Source organism: Paenibacillus sp. FSL K6-2859 (assembly GCF_038008265.1).
Lineage (GTDB): Bacteria > Bacillota > Bacilli > Paenibacillales > Paenibacillaceae > Paenibacillus_AQ > Paenibacillus_AQ nitricinens.
On sequence record NZ_JBBOYU010000001.1, the window covers coordinates 6,167,249 to 6,184,095 of the forward strand.

At 45.5% G+C, this 16,847-nt stretch carries 21 protein-coding genes, 12 tRNA genes and 1 rRNA gene; 2 read left to right on the plus strand and 32 right to left on the minus strand.

The window, feature by feature from the left end; all coding sequences use genetic code 11:
- Positions 1-239: 239 nt before the first annotated feature.
- The 19 genes from MHB64_RS27435 to MHB64_RS27525 form a co-directional block, all read right to left on the minus strand.
- Positions 240-371: an XkdX family protein gene (locus tag MHB64_RS27435; RefSeq protein ID WP_341135800.1), complete on the minus strand. Its 132-nt coding sequence runs from the start codon at positions 369-371 to the stop codon at positions 240-242.
- Positions 372-854 (minus strand): XkdW family protein, encoded by a 483-nt coding sequence (locus MHB64_RS27440; protein ID WP_341135801.1) that lies wholly within the window; start codon positions 852-854, stop codon positions 372-374.
- 15 nt (positions 855-869) lie between these two features.
- A complete protein-coding gene (locus tag MHB64_RS27445; protein WP_341135802.1) occupies positions 870-2,474 on the minus strand; it encodes a hypothetical protein in 1,605 nt (534 codons plus the stop codon).
- 11 nt (positions 2,475-2,485) lie between these two features.
- Positions 2,486-3,097 (minus strand): putative phage tail protein, encoded by a 612-nt coding sequence (locus MHB64_RS27450; protein ID WP_341135803.1) that lies wholly within the window; start codon positions 3,095-3,097, stop codon positions 2,486-2,488.
- A 2-nt stretch (positions 3,098-3,099) separates the two neighbouring features.
- A complete protein-coding gene (locus MHB64_RS27455; RefSeq protein WP_082651214.1) occupies positions 3,100-3,435 on the minus strand; it encodes a hyaluronate lyase N-terminal domain-containing protein in 336 nt (111 codons plus the stop codon).
- 11 nt (positions 3,436-3,446) lie between these two features.
- Positions 3,447-4,469: a DUF2793 domain-containing protein gene (locus tag MHB64_RS27460; protein WP_341135804.1), complete on the minus strand. Its 1,023-nt coding sequence runs from the start codon at positions 4,467-4,469 to the stop codon at positions 3,447-3,449.
- Between the two features lies 1 nt (position 4,470).
- Complete coding sequence (locus tag MHB64_RS27465) at positions 4,471-4,884, minus strand: phosphoglucomutase (protein ID WP_341135805.1); 414 nt, start codon at positions 4,882-4,884, stop codon at positions 4,471-4,473.
- A gap of 1 nt (position 4,885) precedes the next feature.
- A complete protein-coding gene (locus MHB64_RS27470; RefSeq protein ID WP_339288274.1) occupies positions 4,886-5,944 on the minus strand; it encodes a baseplate J/gp47 family protein in 1,059 nt (352 codons plus the stop codon).
- The gene (locus MHB64_RS27475) at positions 5,937-6,368 is read right to left on the minus strand and encodes a DUF2634 domain-containing protein (protein ID WP_341135806.1); all 432 of its coding nucleotides are present in this window, start codon (positions 6,366-6,368) and stop codon (positions 5,937-5,939) included. The genes MHB64_RS27470 and MHB64_RS27475 overlap by 8 nt, the downstream gene beginning before the upstream one ends.
- A complete protein-coding gene (locus MHB64_RS27480) occupies positions 6,365-6,661 on the minus strand; it encodes a DUF2577 domain-containing protein (RefSeq protein WP_076301021.1) in 297 nt (98 codons plus the stop codon). Before MHB64_RS27480 ends, MHB64_RS27475 begins: the two co-directional genes overlap by 4 nt.
- Before the next feature lie 5 nt (positions 6,662-6,666).
- Entirely contained in the window at positions 6,667-7,629 is a 963-nt protein-coding gene (locus tag MHB64_RS27485; RefSeq protein WP_341135807.1) for an XkdQ/YqbQ family protein, read from the minus strand.
- A gap of 9 nt (positions 7,630-7,638) precedes the next feature.
- A complete protein-coding gene (locus tag MHB64_RS27490; protein WP_341135808.1) occupies positions 7,639-8,391 on the minus strand; it encodes a LysM peptidoglycan-binding domain-containing protein in 753 nt (250 codons plus the stop codon).
- A 1-nt stretch (position 8,392) separates the two neighbouring features.
- Positions 8,393-10,297 (minus strand): hypothetical protein, encoded by a 1,905-nt coding sequence (locus MHB64_RS27495; protein WP_094871775.1) that lies wholly within the window; start codon positions 10,295-10,297, stop codon positions 8,393-8,395.
- Positions 10,298-10,488: 191 nt separating this feature from the next.
- A complete protein-coding gene (locus MHB64_RS27500) occupies positions 10,489-10,911 on the minus strand; it encodes a phage tail assembly chaperone (RefSeq protein WP_042131197.1) in 423 nt (140 codons plus the stop codon).
- A gap of 113 nt (positions 10,912-11,024) precedes the next feature.
- Entirely contained in the window at positions 11,025-11,495 is a 471-nt protein-coding gene (locus MHB64_RS27505; RefSeq protein ID WP_283909203.1) for a phage tail tube protein, read from the minus strand.
- A 1-nt stretch (position 11,496) separates the two neighbouring features.
- Complete coding sequence (locus tag MHB64_RS27510) at positions 11,497-12,819, minus strand: phage tail sheath family protein (RefSeq protein WP_341135809.1); 1,323 nt, start codon at positions 12,817-12,819, stop codon at positions 11,497-11,499.
- On the minus strand, positions 12,819-12,998 hold the full coding sequence (locus tag MHB64_RS27515; protein ID WP_341135810.1) for a hypothetical protein: 180 nt from the start codon (positions 12,996-12,998) through the stop codon (positions 12,819-12,821). Before MHB64_RS27515 ends, MHB64_RS27510 begins: the two co-directional genes overlap by 1 nt.
- On the minus strand, positions 12,995-13,408 hold the full coding sequence (locus MHB64_RS27520) for a phage tail terminator family protein (protein ID WP_094876698.1): 414 nt from the start codon (positions 13,406-13,408) through the stop codon (positions 12,995-12,997). The genes MHB64_RS27515 and MHB64_RS27520 overlap by 4 nt, the downstream gene beginning before the upstream one ends.
- 425 nt (positions 13,409-13,833) lie before the next feature.
- Positions 13,834-14,328, minus strand: coding sequence for an ArpU family phage packaging/lysis transcriptional regulator (locus MHB64_RS27525; RefSeq protein WP_440962452.1), 495 nt, complete (start codon positions 14,326-14,328; stop codon positions 13,834-13,836).
- 286 nt (positions 14,329-14,614) lie between these two features.
- On the opposite strand from MHB64_RS27525, the gene MHB64_RS27530 reads away from it, so the two are divergent.
- Complete coding sequence (locus MHB64_RS27530) at positions 14,615-15,043, plus strand: helix-turn-helix domain-containing protein (RefSeq protein WP_094876700.1); 429 nt, start codon at positions 14,615-14,617, stop codon at positions 15,041-15,043.
- Positions 15,044-15,074: 31 nt separating this feature from the next.
- Positions 15,075-15,488, plus strand: coding sequence for an ImmA/IrrE family metallo-endopeptidase (locus MHB64_RS27535; RefSeq protein WP_094871793.1), 414 nt, complete (start codon positions 15,075-15,077; stop codon positions 15,486-15,488).
- A gap of 101 nt (positions 15,489-15,589) precedes the next feature.
- Here the strand turns inward: MHB64_RS27535 and MHB64_RS27540 are convergent.
- The 13 genes from MHB64_RS27540 to rrf all read right to left on the minus strand — a co-directional run bounded on the left by MHB64_RS27540 (position 15,590) and on the right by rrf (position 16,803).
- Positions 15,590-15,663: transfer RNA gene (locus MHB64_RS27540), tRNA-Pro, on the minus strand.
- A 14-nt stretch (positions 15,664-15,677) separates the two neighbouring features.
- Positions 15,678-15,751, minus strand: a tRNA-Gly gene (locus tag MHB64_RS27545).
- A 12-nt stretch (positions 15,752-15,763) separates the two neighbouring features.
- Positions 15,764-15,837: transfer RNA gene (locus MHB64_RS27550), tRNA-Pro, on the minus strand.
- Positions 15,838-15,865: 28 nt separating this feature from the next.
- Positions 15,866-15,942: transfer RNA gene (locus MHB64_RS27555), tRNA-Arg, on the minus strand.
- Positions 15,943-15,949: 7 nt separating this feature from the next.
- Positions 15,950-16,024 (minus strand) — tRNA-Gly (locus MHB64_RS27560).
- 6 nt (positions 16,025-16,030) lie between these two features.
- Positions 16,031-16,114: transfer RNA gene (locus tag MHB64_RS27565), tRNA-Leu, on the minus strand.
- Positions 16,115-16,129: 15 nt separating this feature from the next.
- Positions 16,130-16,202 (minus strand) — tRNA-Lys (locus MHB64_RS27570).
- A gap of 5 nt (positions 16,203-16,207) precedes the next feature.
- Positions 16,208-16,282: transfer RNA gene (locus MHB64_RS27575), tRNA-Gln, on the minus strand.
- A 43-nt stretch (positions 16,283-16,325) separates the two neighbouring features.
- A tRNA-Val gene (locus tag MHB64_RS27580) sits at positions 16,326-16,401 on the minus strand.
- A gap of 40 nt (positions 16,402-16,441) precedes the next feature.
- Positions 16,442-16,516, minus strand: a tRNA-Glu gene (locus MHB64_RS27585).
- An 11-nt stretch (positions 16,517-16,527) separates the two neighbouring features.
- A tRNA-Thr gene (locus MHB64_RS27590) sits at positions 16,528-16,603 on the minus strand.
- Between the two features lies 1 nt (position 16,604).
- Positions 16,605-16,680, minus strand: a tRNA-Asn gene (locus tag MHB64_RS27595).
- A gap of 6 nt (positions 16,681-16,686) precedes the next feature.
- Positions 16,687-16,803 (minus strand): 5S ribosomal RNA (rrf, locus tag MHB64_RS27600).
- Positions 16,804-16,847: the final 44 nt, after the last annotated feature.

A 16,847-nucleotide genomic window follows, 5' to 3' on the forward strand; every position in this document is an offset into this window, starting at 1 on the left:
AGTTTATTTGAGCAAGCGATTAACGCCACCTTCCAACTCCACAACTTCGCTTGTTATACGAGATCAATGTCTCCACCAGCTCAAACATGGTAATTGGGAGTAGTGGGGGGACTGTTTATTTTACGGGTTATGCCCTAAAACGCCTCCGTTCTCCCCGGCTACAGCCATCTTTAAACTACCAACCAATAAAGCCAACCTATTGATTCTTTTGGTTGACCTCATAATACGAAAAACGCCTACTATATGGCGCTATCTGTAATCCCTTCAGCTTGTTTAGCCGTTATCTTTTTGGCGGTAACAAAAACCTGTACCTGCTCCCCCGAATACAATCCTGCGTCAAAGTATCGCTTAACCAGTGCGTACCAGTTCATTTACAGTACACCTCCTTCCACGAGACTTAGAAGTAAGGCTGCCTGATCTTGTTCAGCTTGATCTTGCCTTGCCTGAGTCTGTACAAGCTCCAGTAATAAAGCTGCGTTATCGACTCGCAGTTGCTCGGTTTCCGTCAGCTCTGGCGGCTTATTGGCTTCGGCTTCCTGATAGGCTGTCCAAGCTACTAGAAGTTCGGCTTCTGTTGGTTGTGGTGCGTCCAAGTTCCATACTGCGATATATGGCCCACGTTCTACAAGGTCGTAATCCTCTCCCACGACCAATAGATTATAGTCGATTCCGTATCGGTAATGTACGCCCTCTATATATTCGACTTCACCTTCTTCAAGTGGTCGGATCTCGTAGCGTGTCCGTCCGTCTACGCCTTCGCGTAATAAAGGTTCAGCTCCGTTGTCTTGGACAATGAAATCACTCATTGGATTGGCGCTTGGGTATAAATACATAATAGCTTGTGCAATATTCATAAATGATTCCTCCTATTATGCTATTCTTGTAATTCTCAAAGTGTGATATTGGGGATTGGTAACGAGTGTCAAACTAACTAATGAAAACATAAATATTTCCATATATTCGCCTGCACTTAGCCGAATAAATCCAGAATTTGAAGCTGAAAAATCAGTAGTAGATGGGACGGTATTATCATAAAGTCTCACTTTTCCAGTCCCACCATTGGTCCATATCTCAACGATAGCTCGAACACTGGAAGTAATTCCAGTAGCGCCGATCAAAGCAGATACATGATAAGTCCCAGTTTCTTTTGCTGTGAATCTTGCATTTGCTTCACTGTATTCACCTTTTGTATCAGCATACGATCTTACGAAGGCGACCTTGGTGAACACATTTCCCGATATGGTTTGTACATATCCTGCCCCTGCTTCAATATAGCTACGGTTGTCTCTTGTATTATCTCCCCATGGGTTAAGAACTCCAGTCCGAGTAACTATTCCTCCTTGTCCAATAGCATCCCCACCATCAGCAGCAAAATCTGAACTGGTGATTAAAGAACCAACAAAAGAGTACATCCCAATTGCATTACCTGTACCTGTGATGCCTTGCATAAAGACTTGGCTATAGTAACCTACAGTAGCGACGTTAGCCCTATTACTTAATATAGAACTCATCACCCGACCATTACCCACTTGTACATCAAGTCCATTCTGTGCGCCAGTACCAACCGCATGCATATTTGTAAAAATAAATCCGTATGCGTAACGTGCGATAAGCGCAGATGATGTTGTTGATGTTACATTAAATCCGGCGATTTCAACTCTACCGTAAGAATCTCTTATTGTGGCACTCAATATGTTGTGTGTCGTGGTTGCGGAGACCGCGCCTTTCAGCACAATCCCACCCGTGCCTTGTACAATAAAGCCTGAAATAACAACATCTTCGGCATATGTCCCTGCTGCAACGTTGATATTGATTGCGTGATTTACGATCTGCGGAAGCATACTAATAGCCTTGTTAATCGTCTTAAATGCCCCTGCCGCCGTATTCGCTAACCCTGTATTATTATCATTACCATCTGTACGGACATAGTAGGTAATATCTGCTGTGGTCTGCTGTGGTGTAGTCGCTAAAGATGCTTTGCTATTGATTTGCCCCTGAATCCCTGTAGAGAGAGTAAATACATTACTACCTGCCGGGGATGTTACATCACCTGTAGCTGCTGGGAGCCGCGCTACCGGGAGGGTACCGCTGGAAAGATCACCAGCAGAGCGTGTAGATAAGTCGGCCAAAGACGCACCTGTTTTGCTAACTTTGCTCCAAGCAATCCCGGCAGAAACATTTACATCTGCATCTACGATTACTCCTGCAGCAATAGCCGTAACCCCATCACTGGTACTAGTAACATCCCCCGTGTGATTAGGATGCACATAGTTATTCGCCCCCGCAGCAATCCCCGCCAGCTTTGTTTTTTCAGCCGCGGTGTAATCGTTCGTAGACAGCTGTTTGCCAGTAACTTTATCGACCTTGCTAGTAACGGCATTATCCAAGATATCCATATTTCCGTTCAGATCGGCGATATCAACGATATCTGTTCCCTCTGGCTTCTTTAAGCCCAAATTTCCTGTGGTTTGCATGTGTCACTCTCCTATCTATAAGTTCGTAATTCGTTCCATGTCTTACTGTGAGCATTCTCCCAAGTCAAAACCTTAACGGAGTCCCACCAGGTATAGCTGAACACAAATTCATAAGCCAAATGTGCAGGTTTAATCTCTTCGATGATTTGAATCAACCCTGCCATATTGGGAGGAATGCCCAGCGTACTTACAAAATGAATCTCAAAACGGTACTCATCAGGTACTTCCTTCACTTCTACCACTCCACCTGAAAAAGCGGACGCTGTCCGCTGGATCATCTCCAGCGTTGTTGTCCCGTTTCCACGCAGCTTCGCCTTAATCATCTCTCGGCGTGTGGTATATGACTTGGATACATCAATATTTAGTCCAAGCTCAGCTTCCCAACGTCCAAGGCTTACCGTTGCCGTTTCAACAAACGCCTGATCCAGTACATCTATAGTGCCTACCTTCAGTCCACCAATTTCTAGCCCGATGATCTCCTGAAGCTTCTCCATTTCGCGGACATCTTTATAATAATCCGGCAAATACTGCATTAGATCAGGCGCCTCGACTTCACCCGGATGATTCGAATCTTCATCTGCGGAATACAATAATTCGCTGAATAAAGAGCTGCCGTAACTCATCCTCACACCCCCTTCAGTTGATTCCAGGTTAGGGGCCCTTTGGGCAAATAATCATGTGTATGCGCCGCCGGAGGGAATACCGCTGGTTTACCCGCTACCCCCGCCCAAGCTACACTATCCGCTTGTTGCGCAAAATCCACCTTGCCATTGTTATTCGTATCGTAAATGCTTTTCAGCATGTCCCCGGTACTTTGTGCCGCAACTAGCAAGACATTCCCAGCAGCAGAACCGATATATAGCTTACCAGTGTCAGTACAGTAGCCAAGTTCACCAATAGCCAGTGCGCCAATCGCACTTTCCAAGCCGCGGCGTATTTGAATCAATGTCTTTAAAGCCATTGTCCCGCCCCCTAGAATGTTCCGCCATCAATACTGGCTACAGTAAGTTTATTGCCATTCGCAGCATCATAAATGATGCTGCTTCCATCCACACTTACAGCTACACCGGTTCCATCTACAGTGATCCCTTTTCCAGCTGTAACCGCAATCGCGTCTGCAGTAACCGTGATCCCATTGCCTACACCAATATTCAGCGTCACAGCATCGGCCTGACCACCACCAATCAGTCCGTTTCCAGCTGTAATGGTCTGTAACGCACCACCCGTACGAACCCATGCGCTGCCATTCCAGCTATAAATCTTCTGCTCATCATCGACGTAAGCGGTCCAGCCTACGGCAGGAACATAAAATACCCAAGCAGCAGATTGATACTCAACAATTTGATTCGTTTTCCCCGCCCATGCCCCGGTTGCCCCTGCTGGAATAATATATCGATCACCCTCAACCGGACTGGCAGGTGGAGCCAGCAGGTTCTGATCTTTTACCGACGCTTGCGGTTCGATGTTATGCTTGGCCAGCTCAATTTCGTTTTTAATCTTTTGTGCAGACCACAAGTCTGTAATCGTAGTCCCGGCATCATTGATTGTCCGGTGCTTGGTCACATCGTCAATGTGAGTCTTGATCTCAGCGGCAGTCTTTACATTCGTGCCGTCTGATACTTTATTGATATGTCCCGCACTAATATCCGCTTTAAGCACCTTCGCGTAAGTTGCTCCATCAGCGATATCGTCAATTGTACCCGTCAGGTCGCTAAGCTTCTGCGCATTCACCCGCCGCCAAGCTGCCCCATCATCAAAATATATATATCCGCTATTCGTACCCGTAGTCACGTAATATAACCGGCCAACGGCTCCTGCAACCGGACGCGAGGCTTCTGGCCCGGACAACGCCCTTCCGACCATGGAATTGGAAGTACCATCACCAATATAAACTTCCTTAGTATCATTGCAAAAACCAAGCTCACCCGGCTTCAACACGCCATAACTCGTTAGCTCAGCCTTTGTTCCCCGCTTTATTTGTATGATCTGTGCCATTTTACACCTCTCTTCTGAATGATCCTCCGTCAATCTGACCCTTGTTCTTATACCGTTCTATTTCAGTTTGAACAGCAGTAAGACTTCCCTGCAAACCGTTAATGTCCTCTGCTTCAACGGTATCGCCGGGGGTTTCGTAAGTCACATAAACCTCGGGCACATCGGCAAAAATCTTAATCAACCGTCGCCATGGCGCTTCATCCGGAAAAGACACCGTAAAATTACGTAGCTCGATCCCGGAATACTGTGACCCTGTGTACACTGCGATGCTCTGATTATTGATGTTGTCATGCGCAAGCGCACCACTATACATGCCATTTACAAGCGATAATCTCTCTTCAATAACATAACTGGCACCGTTTGCTTTTTTATTAAGCTTTTCTTGAAAAATATCAATTTGCTCTGGATAACCCATGCTACACCTCCAGTAAAACATTGCCGAACAACGGCACTTCTTCTTCGCTCAACATTACGTTGCCCGCTCCACTGTTCAGCTTCAGCTCACTGTAATCTGCGACTCCCTCAGTAGCTAGCAATAGTGCACCAATTACAGACTGACTAATATAGGTTGCTGAAAAAGCCTTCTCCTTGCGATAGCTCTCAAGAGTCGCCTTGAATTCTTCATTAACAGCTTGCAGCGCATAACCTGAAGCAAGGGTTACTTTTGCACTTATACTGATGCTTTTGCCCGTTGCCGACGCCACCGATACAACAGCACCTACAGGGGCTTGCCCCTCACCCTCTCCAGAGACCGGATCAATGTAATGCTGAACCTTAGTAACCAGCAGCTCAGAAGCAGGAAGTTTCTCGGCATCTACGATAATCACCTTCACCGTCTTAGGACCATTCCATAATGGAAAAACACGAGCGCCCCCTACTCCTGCAACCTGCATTGCCCACTCCATGTAGTGATATTTATTGCCGCTAGTAGCTGGGCGTCTGGCTGAATCCAAATAACGCTGGCGAAGCGATTCATCACTTTCGGCGTTCTCCCCAGGGATCAGAAGAGAAGCTATTTCTCCGCGTGCAAGGTCTGAAATATAATTCACCGGAAGCAAAGAGCCAAAATATCGGTTTCCTTCTTCTCCAGCGGTTTCACTCTCCAACCGATACACTCCAGGAGATAACTTTTCCACAGCCGTATAATTCAGCATATCGAGAGAAAAACGGCTGCCGAGAGGTACATCCAGAAGTCCCCCATCCGCTTTATAAAAAATCCCCTTCAGCTGCGCCTTGCTCGCTTCACGCCTTACAATTCCTGACCAGGAGATACTTCGCTCCAAGTACTCACCGGTAGCCGTATCTGCAAAATACAGATTATTATTCACATCCAGCTCAATGTACATTTGCGCCAGCTCTGCTGCTGCCGGAGCGAGCGCATCATAAATGATGCTGCCTTCGCGTTTATCCAGACCTGACGGAACCCGGTCCAGCATCCGCTCTAAAAGAGCCTCATACGTCTGATCCTCATACATCCTCATTCCACTCCTTTCTCAGCTGAAAATTCCCATAACGTGTGACCACCTTACAATCAAAAGTTAGATCATCCCCGTTAAAAGAAACCTCAATATTTTCTAAGCTAAGGATTCGTTCATCCTGAAGTAAGGCCTCACTAATGACACGTCTGATTTCAGCTCTGACCAACAGCCGATCCTTACCCAGAACCAGCTGCCACTCTGTTCCGTAATCCGAACTGTAAATCAGATGTTCAAATCTATCGGTTCGCAGAATTTTGGCCGCTGCCTGCTGCACGGCCTCAAGTCCATCCGTTTGGCCAGTGATCCTTTTTCTGTCCCAATCCATTCGGTAGGTTAGACTGGAGCTTTCCCCACGCTCAAGGTTGACCTCACCTTCAAGAAGGGCAGTTATCGGTCCAGATTTTCCAATCGCAGGAATCATATCGGACTCACCAGCCGATCTAGAACAATATAGCTTTGTCCACCCTGCATCCGAACCATCAGAACCCGATCACCAGAGGCAAGTCCTCGACGTACTACCACTTCTCTACCCTCTAGCTCGACTTTACATTCCATTACCGATTCAGGCAGCACTAGCGCATTCCCCGATAAAATAAAACGTTGATCCACCTGGATCTGCAAAGGAGCTGCCTCCGTTACCGTCCCATAAGAAAAAGCCACGGGATTTGTATTTCCCACGGCTCCTAAGCTTGCTTTTTTTATAATATCCAACATCATTTCTACACCACCTTTATATCGAGGGACATCGTATGCTCCCCACCGGAAATCTTATGACTGCATTGATCCACCAGAAACACCTGAGTCTTGAATTCATCAAGCAGGACATAAATGAAATTACCAGCCCTTACGCGCATATCACCAATCGCCTGTACGGAGAGACTAAGCTTTTCACGGTTGTGCATTTTCAGCAGATTATTTGCCTTCTCCTGAATTTGTGCAGCATTCGCTTTGTCATCGGCCTTCTGATACAAGTGCAGGATACCCCAGCGTTTCACATTATCCTTATCGCTAACCGGAAAGAAATCACGTTTACCAGTCTTCTCATTATCCTTGTAAAGAAAGATCGTGTTGTACGTATCATCATCAATACTTTTTTTGAGCGAATAATCATACAGATAATGCCCCGCTCCCAGCACCAGATTAAGCAGCATAGACTCCGGTTTACGCAGTGTAAGCTTGCCAAAATCATCGTAAAAAGCCATCAACCGCCCCTTAAACTGAAGCTCACTGCCGATCGCTCCCATAATGATGTCCAGCAGCTTTTTGTCATCTTCGATTAAAGAGGGAATCCGGTACTCCGTCTCTTCCAGTACACCTGTCTGCAGTCCGTAATCCTTTGTGATTTTCTCGATGACGTCACTAGCCGTAACATCCTGCAAAACATAACTGCCATTGCCCAGCAAATAACGCATCTGATCATAGGCGGTCAGCTTAATCTCCTGATCCGAGCCTGTATCAATGCTGAACACAAACCCGTAAAATACATCCACATGATCTTTGCTGAACTGAATAATATCACCGTTGCTGATGCCGAACTTAGGATGCTGATAGATTCCACTGTCCACAAGTGTTAACTCTAGCGTTGCCGGTTTTCCTGAGCGGGCCGTTTTCCAAGAAATATCGGAGACGATGCCAGAAATATCCCATAGATTACCTTCCTTATTCTTCACAAGCAGTTCCATAACATCCTCCTACGGCAGCTTAATGACCTTACCGATTGGAAGCTTCCTCAGCTCACTATCTTTAATGCCATTAAGTTTCTGGATTTCCCAACACCTATTACCATCTCCAAGGATTTCTTTAGCGATTTTCCATAGATTATCTTTAGATTTCATGATATACGTTTTAGGTTTGGGAGTTTCGTTCGCCCGCTTCTGTTCTACCTTCACTTCATCCTTGACGACTTTAACAGCTACCGCCTGATAAAATACATACTTTTTGAGAGATAACGAATATTCAATATCCCCTGATGTACCTGCACTGAGCTTCCAAGTGAAGCCTTCGATACTCATAGCCATATTCACACCAAAATCAATCTCTATGGATTTATCCTCACTAGTCGATGATTCCTTTAACCATTTCTTGGCGTCGTTTAGCTTCCCCTCAGCTTTTTTCGTGTCATCCGCATAGCTCACCCCGGAGAATACAAAACGAATAGGTCTGCGACTCGTCATCCACTTCTTAATAAGCTCCACATATTCAAAGGGTCTCTTCAGCCCGTCCTCTTGTACCAATACGAACGGATACCTTTGTGCCGGAAAGATACTTTCGATGGTGATCTCCGTCAGCTTCGGATAAGCAATCGTATTGATCTCACCCAAATCGATAATGGTATAGCTTTTTCCATCCCCGCTCTCCTTGATCTCCAAGGTCTCCGGGTTGACTGGCAGCCGGAATGCATCCGCCTGATTATTAAAACCAAGAAAAATCCCGTACTCTTCCATGCTACGTATACACCCCCTGCGCTGTAGAGACAAACTCCTCGTTCAGCTTTTGCCCGATCTTGTTGATAATTGAATCAATGTCTCCGGCATTGTTAATATTCCCGGTCGTCACCTGCACCGTCGGCGTAAGCTCCACAAAATTCTGGATCGCCTGAATCTCGGCAAGCTCACGCAGCATTTTCAGATCATCACTGGAGATGTCTACAGTGTCGTTGATGGAGTCGAGTTGTTTCACTCGGTTGACGGTGTTGAGATTGTTGCTTTGGTTAGCTAATAGTCCTGATTGTGAGGTTTTTGATCCATTAATTTTCCCGATGGGATTTTCTATTAATTCTTTCGCTTTCCTTCCCATATCACCAAATTTCCCAGCGAAATCCTTTCCCTTTTGGGTGTAAGCATTAACGGTATCCTCATATTCTAAAAATTCTTTCTTCTCAGTGTTTTTTACAGCTTTATTACTTGTTGGGGCAACCAATTGGCCCTTCATATTTTTAATCATTCCGCTCACAACACGGGGTACTTCAGGAGTTATATAATCTATTTTTATATTAGCTAATCCTTCAAATCCTGGTATATTGCTCAAGAAATCTAGTAGCTTCTTAACACCTGGTAACATCTTATTAATAGCATCCGCTACTACCTTCATAAAACCGCCTGCAAAGTTTTCAGCACCAACCGCCATTTGATACATAAGATCCAAGAAGTTAACAGCCAAGTCATAAAAGAGTTTATCAATGGCATATACTGGATCTATGAACAAGTTCTGAAGGAAATCCTTAAATATGATAAATATATTTTGCCAATATATAATAACATTCTGTATATAGACCTTTAACCACCCAAATGCCCCCGCTATAGCTCCAACAACATCGCCCGCAGAAACACCTAACAGTTGAAAAATATAAATAAGTGCTGCAATAACAGCAATGACCACTAAAATAGGCCAGTTGGCTACCATCCATGCTGCTGCAAGCGAATACACCTGCACAATCATAGCTGCTAGATAGACAAATGCTATCGCTTCTAGGAACGGTTTAATCCAGGACCAGTTCTCCTGCACCACTCCTACCAACCATAATATTCCATTAACTACCATACCAATCACATTCGCTATGAAGAGAAACCCATTAGCCATAGCATCTATAATCGGCATCAATTGACCTGAAGTCAGCGCCTCGTTCAAGGTATCCATCACTGGCCTCAAGGCTCCCATTGCTTTCTCACCGATTTTCTTAAGCGCAGCGTCTGTATTGTCATTCAGCTTATTCCAGTTGGCGATATCTTCTGGTTCTGCTGCAGCTTTTACAGCTTTCTCCCCCAAAGACTTAACCGCGTTAAATGGTTTTACCACATCTGCTGTCTTAAGAAATTTCATGATTTTTGAGTCAGGGGATGGTGGAGATGGTGGAGTCGGCGGTTCCTTTCTCAGATTAATTTTAGGAGTAGGGACTGGATCAGCCTTCGTCTCGGGCTTTTTCTCCTCTTCTTTCTTTTTCTCTTTTGCTTTTAATCCCTTCCACCAATTTACCTTCTTCGCTTTTTCTTCTTCTTTCTTGCCCATTTGCTCACTAGGGGAGATACTTAGCGTTCGTAGAGCTAGCTGTTGTGATTGCCCAGCTTGTTGGCTTTGCTCAATAACTATATCCCTGGAAACTACAATTTTAGGAGGGAGACGTTTAAAGCCCTCAAGTAGAGTATCGTTGATGTCCTGCAAAGACTGGTTTACTTGATTCAGAGAACGGCTCATCTCATCATTTGACCGCTTAATAACCACTTGCATTCCCTTGACCAAACGATTAACGATATCCAGATTACTGTTTAGACGAACACATTGTTTATTGACACTCTTCCAGATTGCCAGGGATTTCATCGGTAGCATTACGGCTTTAGATGCTTCTATCTTCATTCATTCACCCCCTCATCTCTTCCTTGCTTTACTCCTCGCCTGATCCCGCTTCTCCTTCTCCACCCGAACAGCGATCATCGCATAAATTGCGGCGCGTTCACGTGTAGACAGCTTCATCAGCTCATGTGGTAAAATGTGCAGCTCGTGGAGGGCGTAGTAAGCCAGGTTGGCTTCACTGTCGCCCCCGTTGATTAGTTTTTTACTTCATCCACCAGCTCGTTCATATCTGTACCGAAGCCATTCAAGGCCTGTACCCGTTCACCCAGCGCAGCGAATTCACCTGGAAGCAGCATTTTACGCAGCAGCGTTTCGGCACCAAGCACACCATAAGAACGCTGCAATTCAGCATTTTTCAGATCCGGATGCACCACACTTGAAGTCATCAGCTTAGCCATATAATCATTCGGTTCGATCTCGGAGGTATACACTCCATTTTTCCCTTTGACCTTACGGGTAGCCGCTTTACGGCATTCCTGATTCTCATCCTCGTTCATACTGCGTAACTTCCAGGCTACTGCATTCCCTTCCTTATCCTTAAAACGCTGCGATACCACAAACTCCTCTGTCGTGTCACATGCTACATTTTGCGCAAAAAACAAACTTAATTCACTCATTGTCTTCCTCCTAAAATAATTTAGTTTCTTCTAGTACTACTAAAATAGACAGAGAAGGGACCCGCCGCTAACTGCACGCCCGGGCCTTACTTGCTCCTATCTAGTTGTCTTTATTAATTTCCGGAGCCTGCCGGAGCGCCAAAAGCTTGCACAATCTGCACATCTTCAAAGGTAAAGCTCACTTCTTCTTCCAGCGCATCTGACTCTGTATCGAGGGAGGCCATGATCACACTATCAAGGTTCACACCTTTTAAAATAATGCGTTGTGCTCCCACACTGGACGATGGGTCTTCGTTCGTAACCTCAATATCGAAATACTGGTCGACACCTGTATTCATATAATCAAGCATCATCTGGCGGAAACGACTAGTCATATAAAAAATCGTCATCGAACCGCTGCCCGACCATCCAGTCGCTTTATGCTGAACACCACGTCGACCGAGTGTCTTCACTTCTGCCTTTGTTTTTTCTACCGTAGCTTCAAGTGTCTTCACATAGAACATCTCTTCAGTTTGCGTGCCAATCACAGCATATGCACGGCCCTCCTGGCCGGAAATTGTATCACTAGCTTTTAAAAATGCCATCTTAAACCACCTTCACTTTCATATATACTTTTTCTACGGAATCTACCGGTTTCACAGCTACATCCAGCACGATACTATCACTATCCGCACCAGCTACAACGACCACATCTGTCTGCGCGTTAAAGCCCTCAATCGCACCCATATCCTGCAGATCATTCATATAAGTCGCACATTGTGACCAGAACAGAGCCCGTCCATCTTCATTATTAGCTACCTTACCAATGTAGTAGTTCTCAAAAATACGCTTTAGATCATTCGCAATCCCATCCAGCACGCGCAGCACACGATTCTTAGAGAACGCTTTGCCTTTATCCGGAGAAAATGCCGTAAACGTGTTAATATCCTGCTCCACCACGGCCCGACCTCCACTGTAAGTAAAGAGCAGTTCACCTTGCAGCAAAGCTGCTGTCGTTTCAGAATGGCTAAGCCGCACATCCGCGTCAACGGAGTCATCATAACCCTGATAAGTCAGCGATTGATTCACCGCAGCAGCAGCCGTAGCACCCGCCACCCAAGCCACAGCATTGTTGTTATCAATCGTAGTTCCGTCGCCCAGTACTACCCCATTTTTTACGCTAATCACACCTTCGTGACCCGCAGCCGTATAATCCGATAATACAGCCTGAACTTTCTTTCCTTCCGTATCCCGTAGTCGTCTTACCCAAGAGCTATACAGTGCCTTAAGCGTACTATCCTGCGATACTAGTCCAACCGTTTGGAACTCAAGCACCTCAAGAGCAGATAAGAAATCGCTATGTGCACCATTTGTAACTGTACCATTAGCCCCGCCAATAAGCGGCATCCCTGCGGTTAGCTTCAAGCCTTCTGCGCCATTTTTCTGGAATTGTACATAATCGTTAGCGACCAACTCTTCAGCCGTTCCAACCGTTTGCTTATTCAGTTCAGTTCCACTAAGCAAGGTCTTCACATCAAAAAGAGCATTATTCTCAATATTCTTCTCTATAACAACAGATAGATCGTTTCCGCGTACACCGCCGTATTTAGCAGTTACCTGAAGACCGCTATTGGTTACCGCCGCTTTAACCCCTTCATTCAATCGATAAAGCAGCAAGGTTCCTGCCCGTTTCAGTGCTTCACGTACTGGTAACAGTGTAGGATGTTCCAAATCAACACCTAGCAGCTTTTTCACATCGTCCTGCGGGGTAAGCTTCATGATCACTCCAGCTTCTCCCCAAGATAAGGCTAGTGCCAAAGCGGTAATCCCGCGTTCTCCCATTTTGCCGATAGTCCCTTGATTCGATGCCACATTTACGTACACCCCTGGGCGCACTTTGTTTTGAGTTGTCCATGTTCCGCCTGCCATTAGTTCAAAACCTCCTTATTAATAAACAATCCCATAGATTGCTTCGCTTCTTCGATCGTATAACTTTTGTCATTCTGCAAAATAACGTTCAGCACATCCTTTTCCTTAGCCGTAAAAAGCGATGAATTCACAATCTGCTCTTTACCAAAACGATCTCCACTACTCATCTTTGTGCTCATTTCAGTCTTTCTCCTCCTATCATTTGACCCATATTAATGGGGTCAGGCTTCTCACTTTGCAAATACACCATATAGTCCGTTGTAAAAAGCGGCCCATGCCCCTCTTTTCCAGCTTCCCAAGCTTGCCTAGCTACACGAAAGGCTCCGCCATCCTGCTCCATCCCTGCCATTGCCTCACTCAGCTTATCTGCCATTGTCTCAGCTTCCAGCAAGCTGCCTTGCTCATAACGGATACCAAAACGGTACACCGCTAAATATCTGCCTTCTCGCTGGCGATCCAGTGTCGCTGAAATCAGTCCGGGATAAAAATAAGCCGTCTGAGGTTTCTCCCCATCCACATACACAGGCACATTTGGAAAATATCGTTCCAGCGTACTCGTAATGTGTTTTCGTAATTGTTGTACCGACATCACTCCATTCCTTTCTGAAGGGCGACGATTCGCCGATCCTTGATGGTGTTAACCTTCAATCGCATTAACATTAAGAAGACACCCCCTCTACTAAATTTAAGAACAAAAAAGGATACTATCCGCTGTTGGATAATACCCTTCTACACTAGGCCCATGCCAAAAGAATCTTTCACCGCTAGATTTGTTCACATCACCAGTAGGGCTGAACGATTAGCAGAGCATTCATGCTCTTGCGGTGTTCTTTTTGCTTCATTTGCCATGTTATAAATATACACCCCTATTTGCCTTGCAGAGACGGTAGACCGACGAGGTTTACGCTAACTTTGGGATGGTATAGGGCGGTTTTTCGGAGAATCGTTCTATCCATAAAAAAAGACCGCATCATCCGCTCGGACGATACAGTCTTAAGTAACCCTCTATATTTCTTAGGTAATACTAACCTTCTCTTTTTTCACTCTAGGTGCTGTTATTAAGGTGCTAAGGGACAGTAGACCGAGATCCGTTAAAGCCAAAGCCATCTTGTAAAAAGCCTTCGTGCGTATCTTCACGTAAGTGTCCTTACTTACCGGTGGATCAAACACATGATTGTAGATCGTATAATCGTATGTTTCATCTCTTTTCATATAACGCTCTCTTACTAATTGCTGTTCCCTCGTATCGAGTCTCTCTACCACAGAGTCCATTGCTGAACAAAAAGCTCTTCTAGCAGCCGGTACATCCACATTATAAGAAGCTAACGCAGCAGTCTGATCAGTAACTGTATTCGTAGGGCCATGAAATCTTTCTGTGTAAGAATAAGTAGTACTGGCTTCCTTAGCTTCAAATGTAACGGTCTTAAAAATACGGTATTTCTCTAACATGCTCTCTATAGCGACCTGGGTTCGGCGACGGTCCAACTCTGGTAAGGCGGATAAGTTCATCATTTTATGCACTCCTTTAGGTTTGACAGAATGAGATTAAATTGCGGAAGTTTCCTAAGCAATGTGCTAAAATATATTAGTGTTCGTATTCTGTTCGTATTTTTCTATAATATACCACTTCTCTACCAATCTCGTAAAACCCCGTATTCGTCTGTTTTGGGCGAAATAGAATAGATTTCCCTCCATTATCTTGCCTTTTGGCAATAACATGCGCTTTGTTGTTTACCAATTGGCAAAAATGACTTATATTAATAATATAAGCATCATTCTATAAGGAGTGGTTGAGATGACAATAGAATTTGGGGATTACATGAAGGGACTTCGCGAAGCAAAGGGATTAACGATTAATCAATTGGCAGCAGCAGCGGGGATTAGCGGTTCACAAATCTCACGAATTGAAAATGGTCTAAGAGGCGTGCCTAAGCCAACTACTTTACGCAAAATTGCTGAGGCTACAGGCGTCCCTTACGAGGAGTTAATGGATCAGGCAGGCTATTTACAGGAACATCCCCTTCCAAGCGAAGAGATTGTCCCAGAGTGGGCTACAAGCAAGGATAAGCGTGACTTTCGTAAAATGCTGGAGGATGATGGAGAGCTGATGTTTGATGGAATTCCATTAGACAAGGATGACAAGCAGAGGATAAAAGATGTACTGACCGGATTATTCTGGGAAGCCAAACAGATGAACAAGAGAAATAAATCTAACAATACTTAATAACTACACTAACATGCTGCAGGTGAAGAATATGGATGAACTGATTAATAATCTGATTAAAAAATATAAAACCAACTGTCCATTCGAGCTAGCCTCAGCGCTAGGTATTCACATTCGTTTCATGAACCTTGGGACAGGCACAAAGGGATTATATTACCGAAAACTAAGAAGAAGATTTATCGTCATTCATAATGAGTTGCCAGTTGAGTGGCAGCGCTTCGTTTGTGCGCATGAATTAGGTCATGATCGCCTTCACAAGGGGATTAACCGCTTTTTCCTGGAAGAAAGCTCTTACTTCTCTCCTGGCAAGCTTGAGCGTCAAGCTAACGTTTTTGCTGTAAAGCTACTATCCATAGGCAGTAATCCTGAGCAAGAAGAATCCTGTAAAAGTTATTATCTACGGATTGGCATTCCATCAGAAGTACAGTTTCTTTTGGAAGAATGATAGAACATATGTTATATGAATTTATGCGTGTTTTAATTCTATACATAACAAAAAAAGCTCTTACCGAAGTAAGAGCTATCTAAGAGCAATTAAGCTGAGTATCGGGATGACACGATTTGAACATGCGACCCCCTGGTCCCAAACCAGGTGCTCTACCAAGCTGAGCTACATCCCGTTACTATAAAATTATGGAGCGGGTGATGGGAATCGAACCCACGCTATCAGCTTGGAAGGCTGAAGTTCTACCATTGAACTACACCCGCAAAGGTGAAAAATCGGGATGACACGATTTGAACATGCGACCCCCTGGTCCCAAACCAGGTGCTCTACCAAGCTGAGCTACATCCCGTTATAATACTATAAGTGCTTAATAAAAATGGCGCGCCCTGAGAGATTCGAACTCCCGGCCTTTTGATTCGTAGTCAAACGCTCTATCCAGCTGAGCTAAGGGCGCAAAATTATGGAGCGGACGACGGGAATCGAACCCGCGACCCTCGCCTTGGCAAGGCGATGCTCTACCGCTGAGCCACGTCCGCAATAAGTGGTGCGCGTGAAGGGACTTGAACCCCCACGTCGTGAAACGCCAGATCCTAAGTCTGGTGCGTCTGCCATTCCGCCACACGCGCATGTAATAATAAAAGTGAGCCATGAAGGACTCGAACCTTCGACACCCTGATTAAAAGTCAGGTGCTCTACCAACTGAGCTAATGGCTCGCACTTGGCTGGGGATATAGGATTCGAACCTATGAGTGACGGAGTCAAAGTCCGTTGCCTTACCACTTGGCTAATCCCCATTGATGGTAACTCTATGTTGCCCACAATCTCTCAGGAAGATTATGGTGGAGGCTGAGGGGATCGAACCCCCGACCCTCTGCTTGTAAGGCAGATGCTCTCCCAGCTGAGCTAAGCCTCCATATCTATGGGACCCTCTAAGGGTAAGTACAAGTAAAAGTTGGTGACCCGTATGGGATTCGAACCCATGTTACCTCCGTGAAAGGGAGGTGTCTTAACCCCTTGACCAACGGGCCTTGCAAATCTGTGGAGCTCTCAACCGGATTCGAACCGGTGACCTCTTCCTTACCATGGAAGCACTCTACCTGCTGAGCTATGAGAGCATGGCTCCCCGAACAGGGCTCGAACCTGTGACAACTCGATTAACAGTCGAGTGCTCTACCAACTGAGCTATCAGGGAATATCCGCTTGGCAACGTCCTACTCTCCCAGGACCCTTCGGTCCAAGTACCATCGGCGCTGGAGGGCTTAACGGTCGTGTTCGGGATGGGTACGCGTGGAACCCCTCCGCTATCGCCACCAAACGGGCATTTACAGCGTAAATGCTCAGGCTTGATGCCTGAAAACT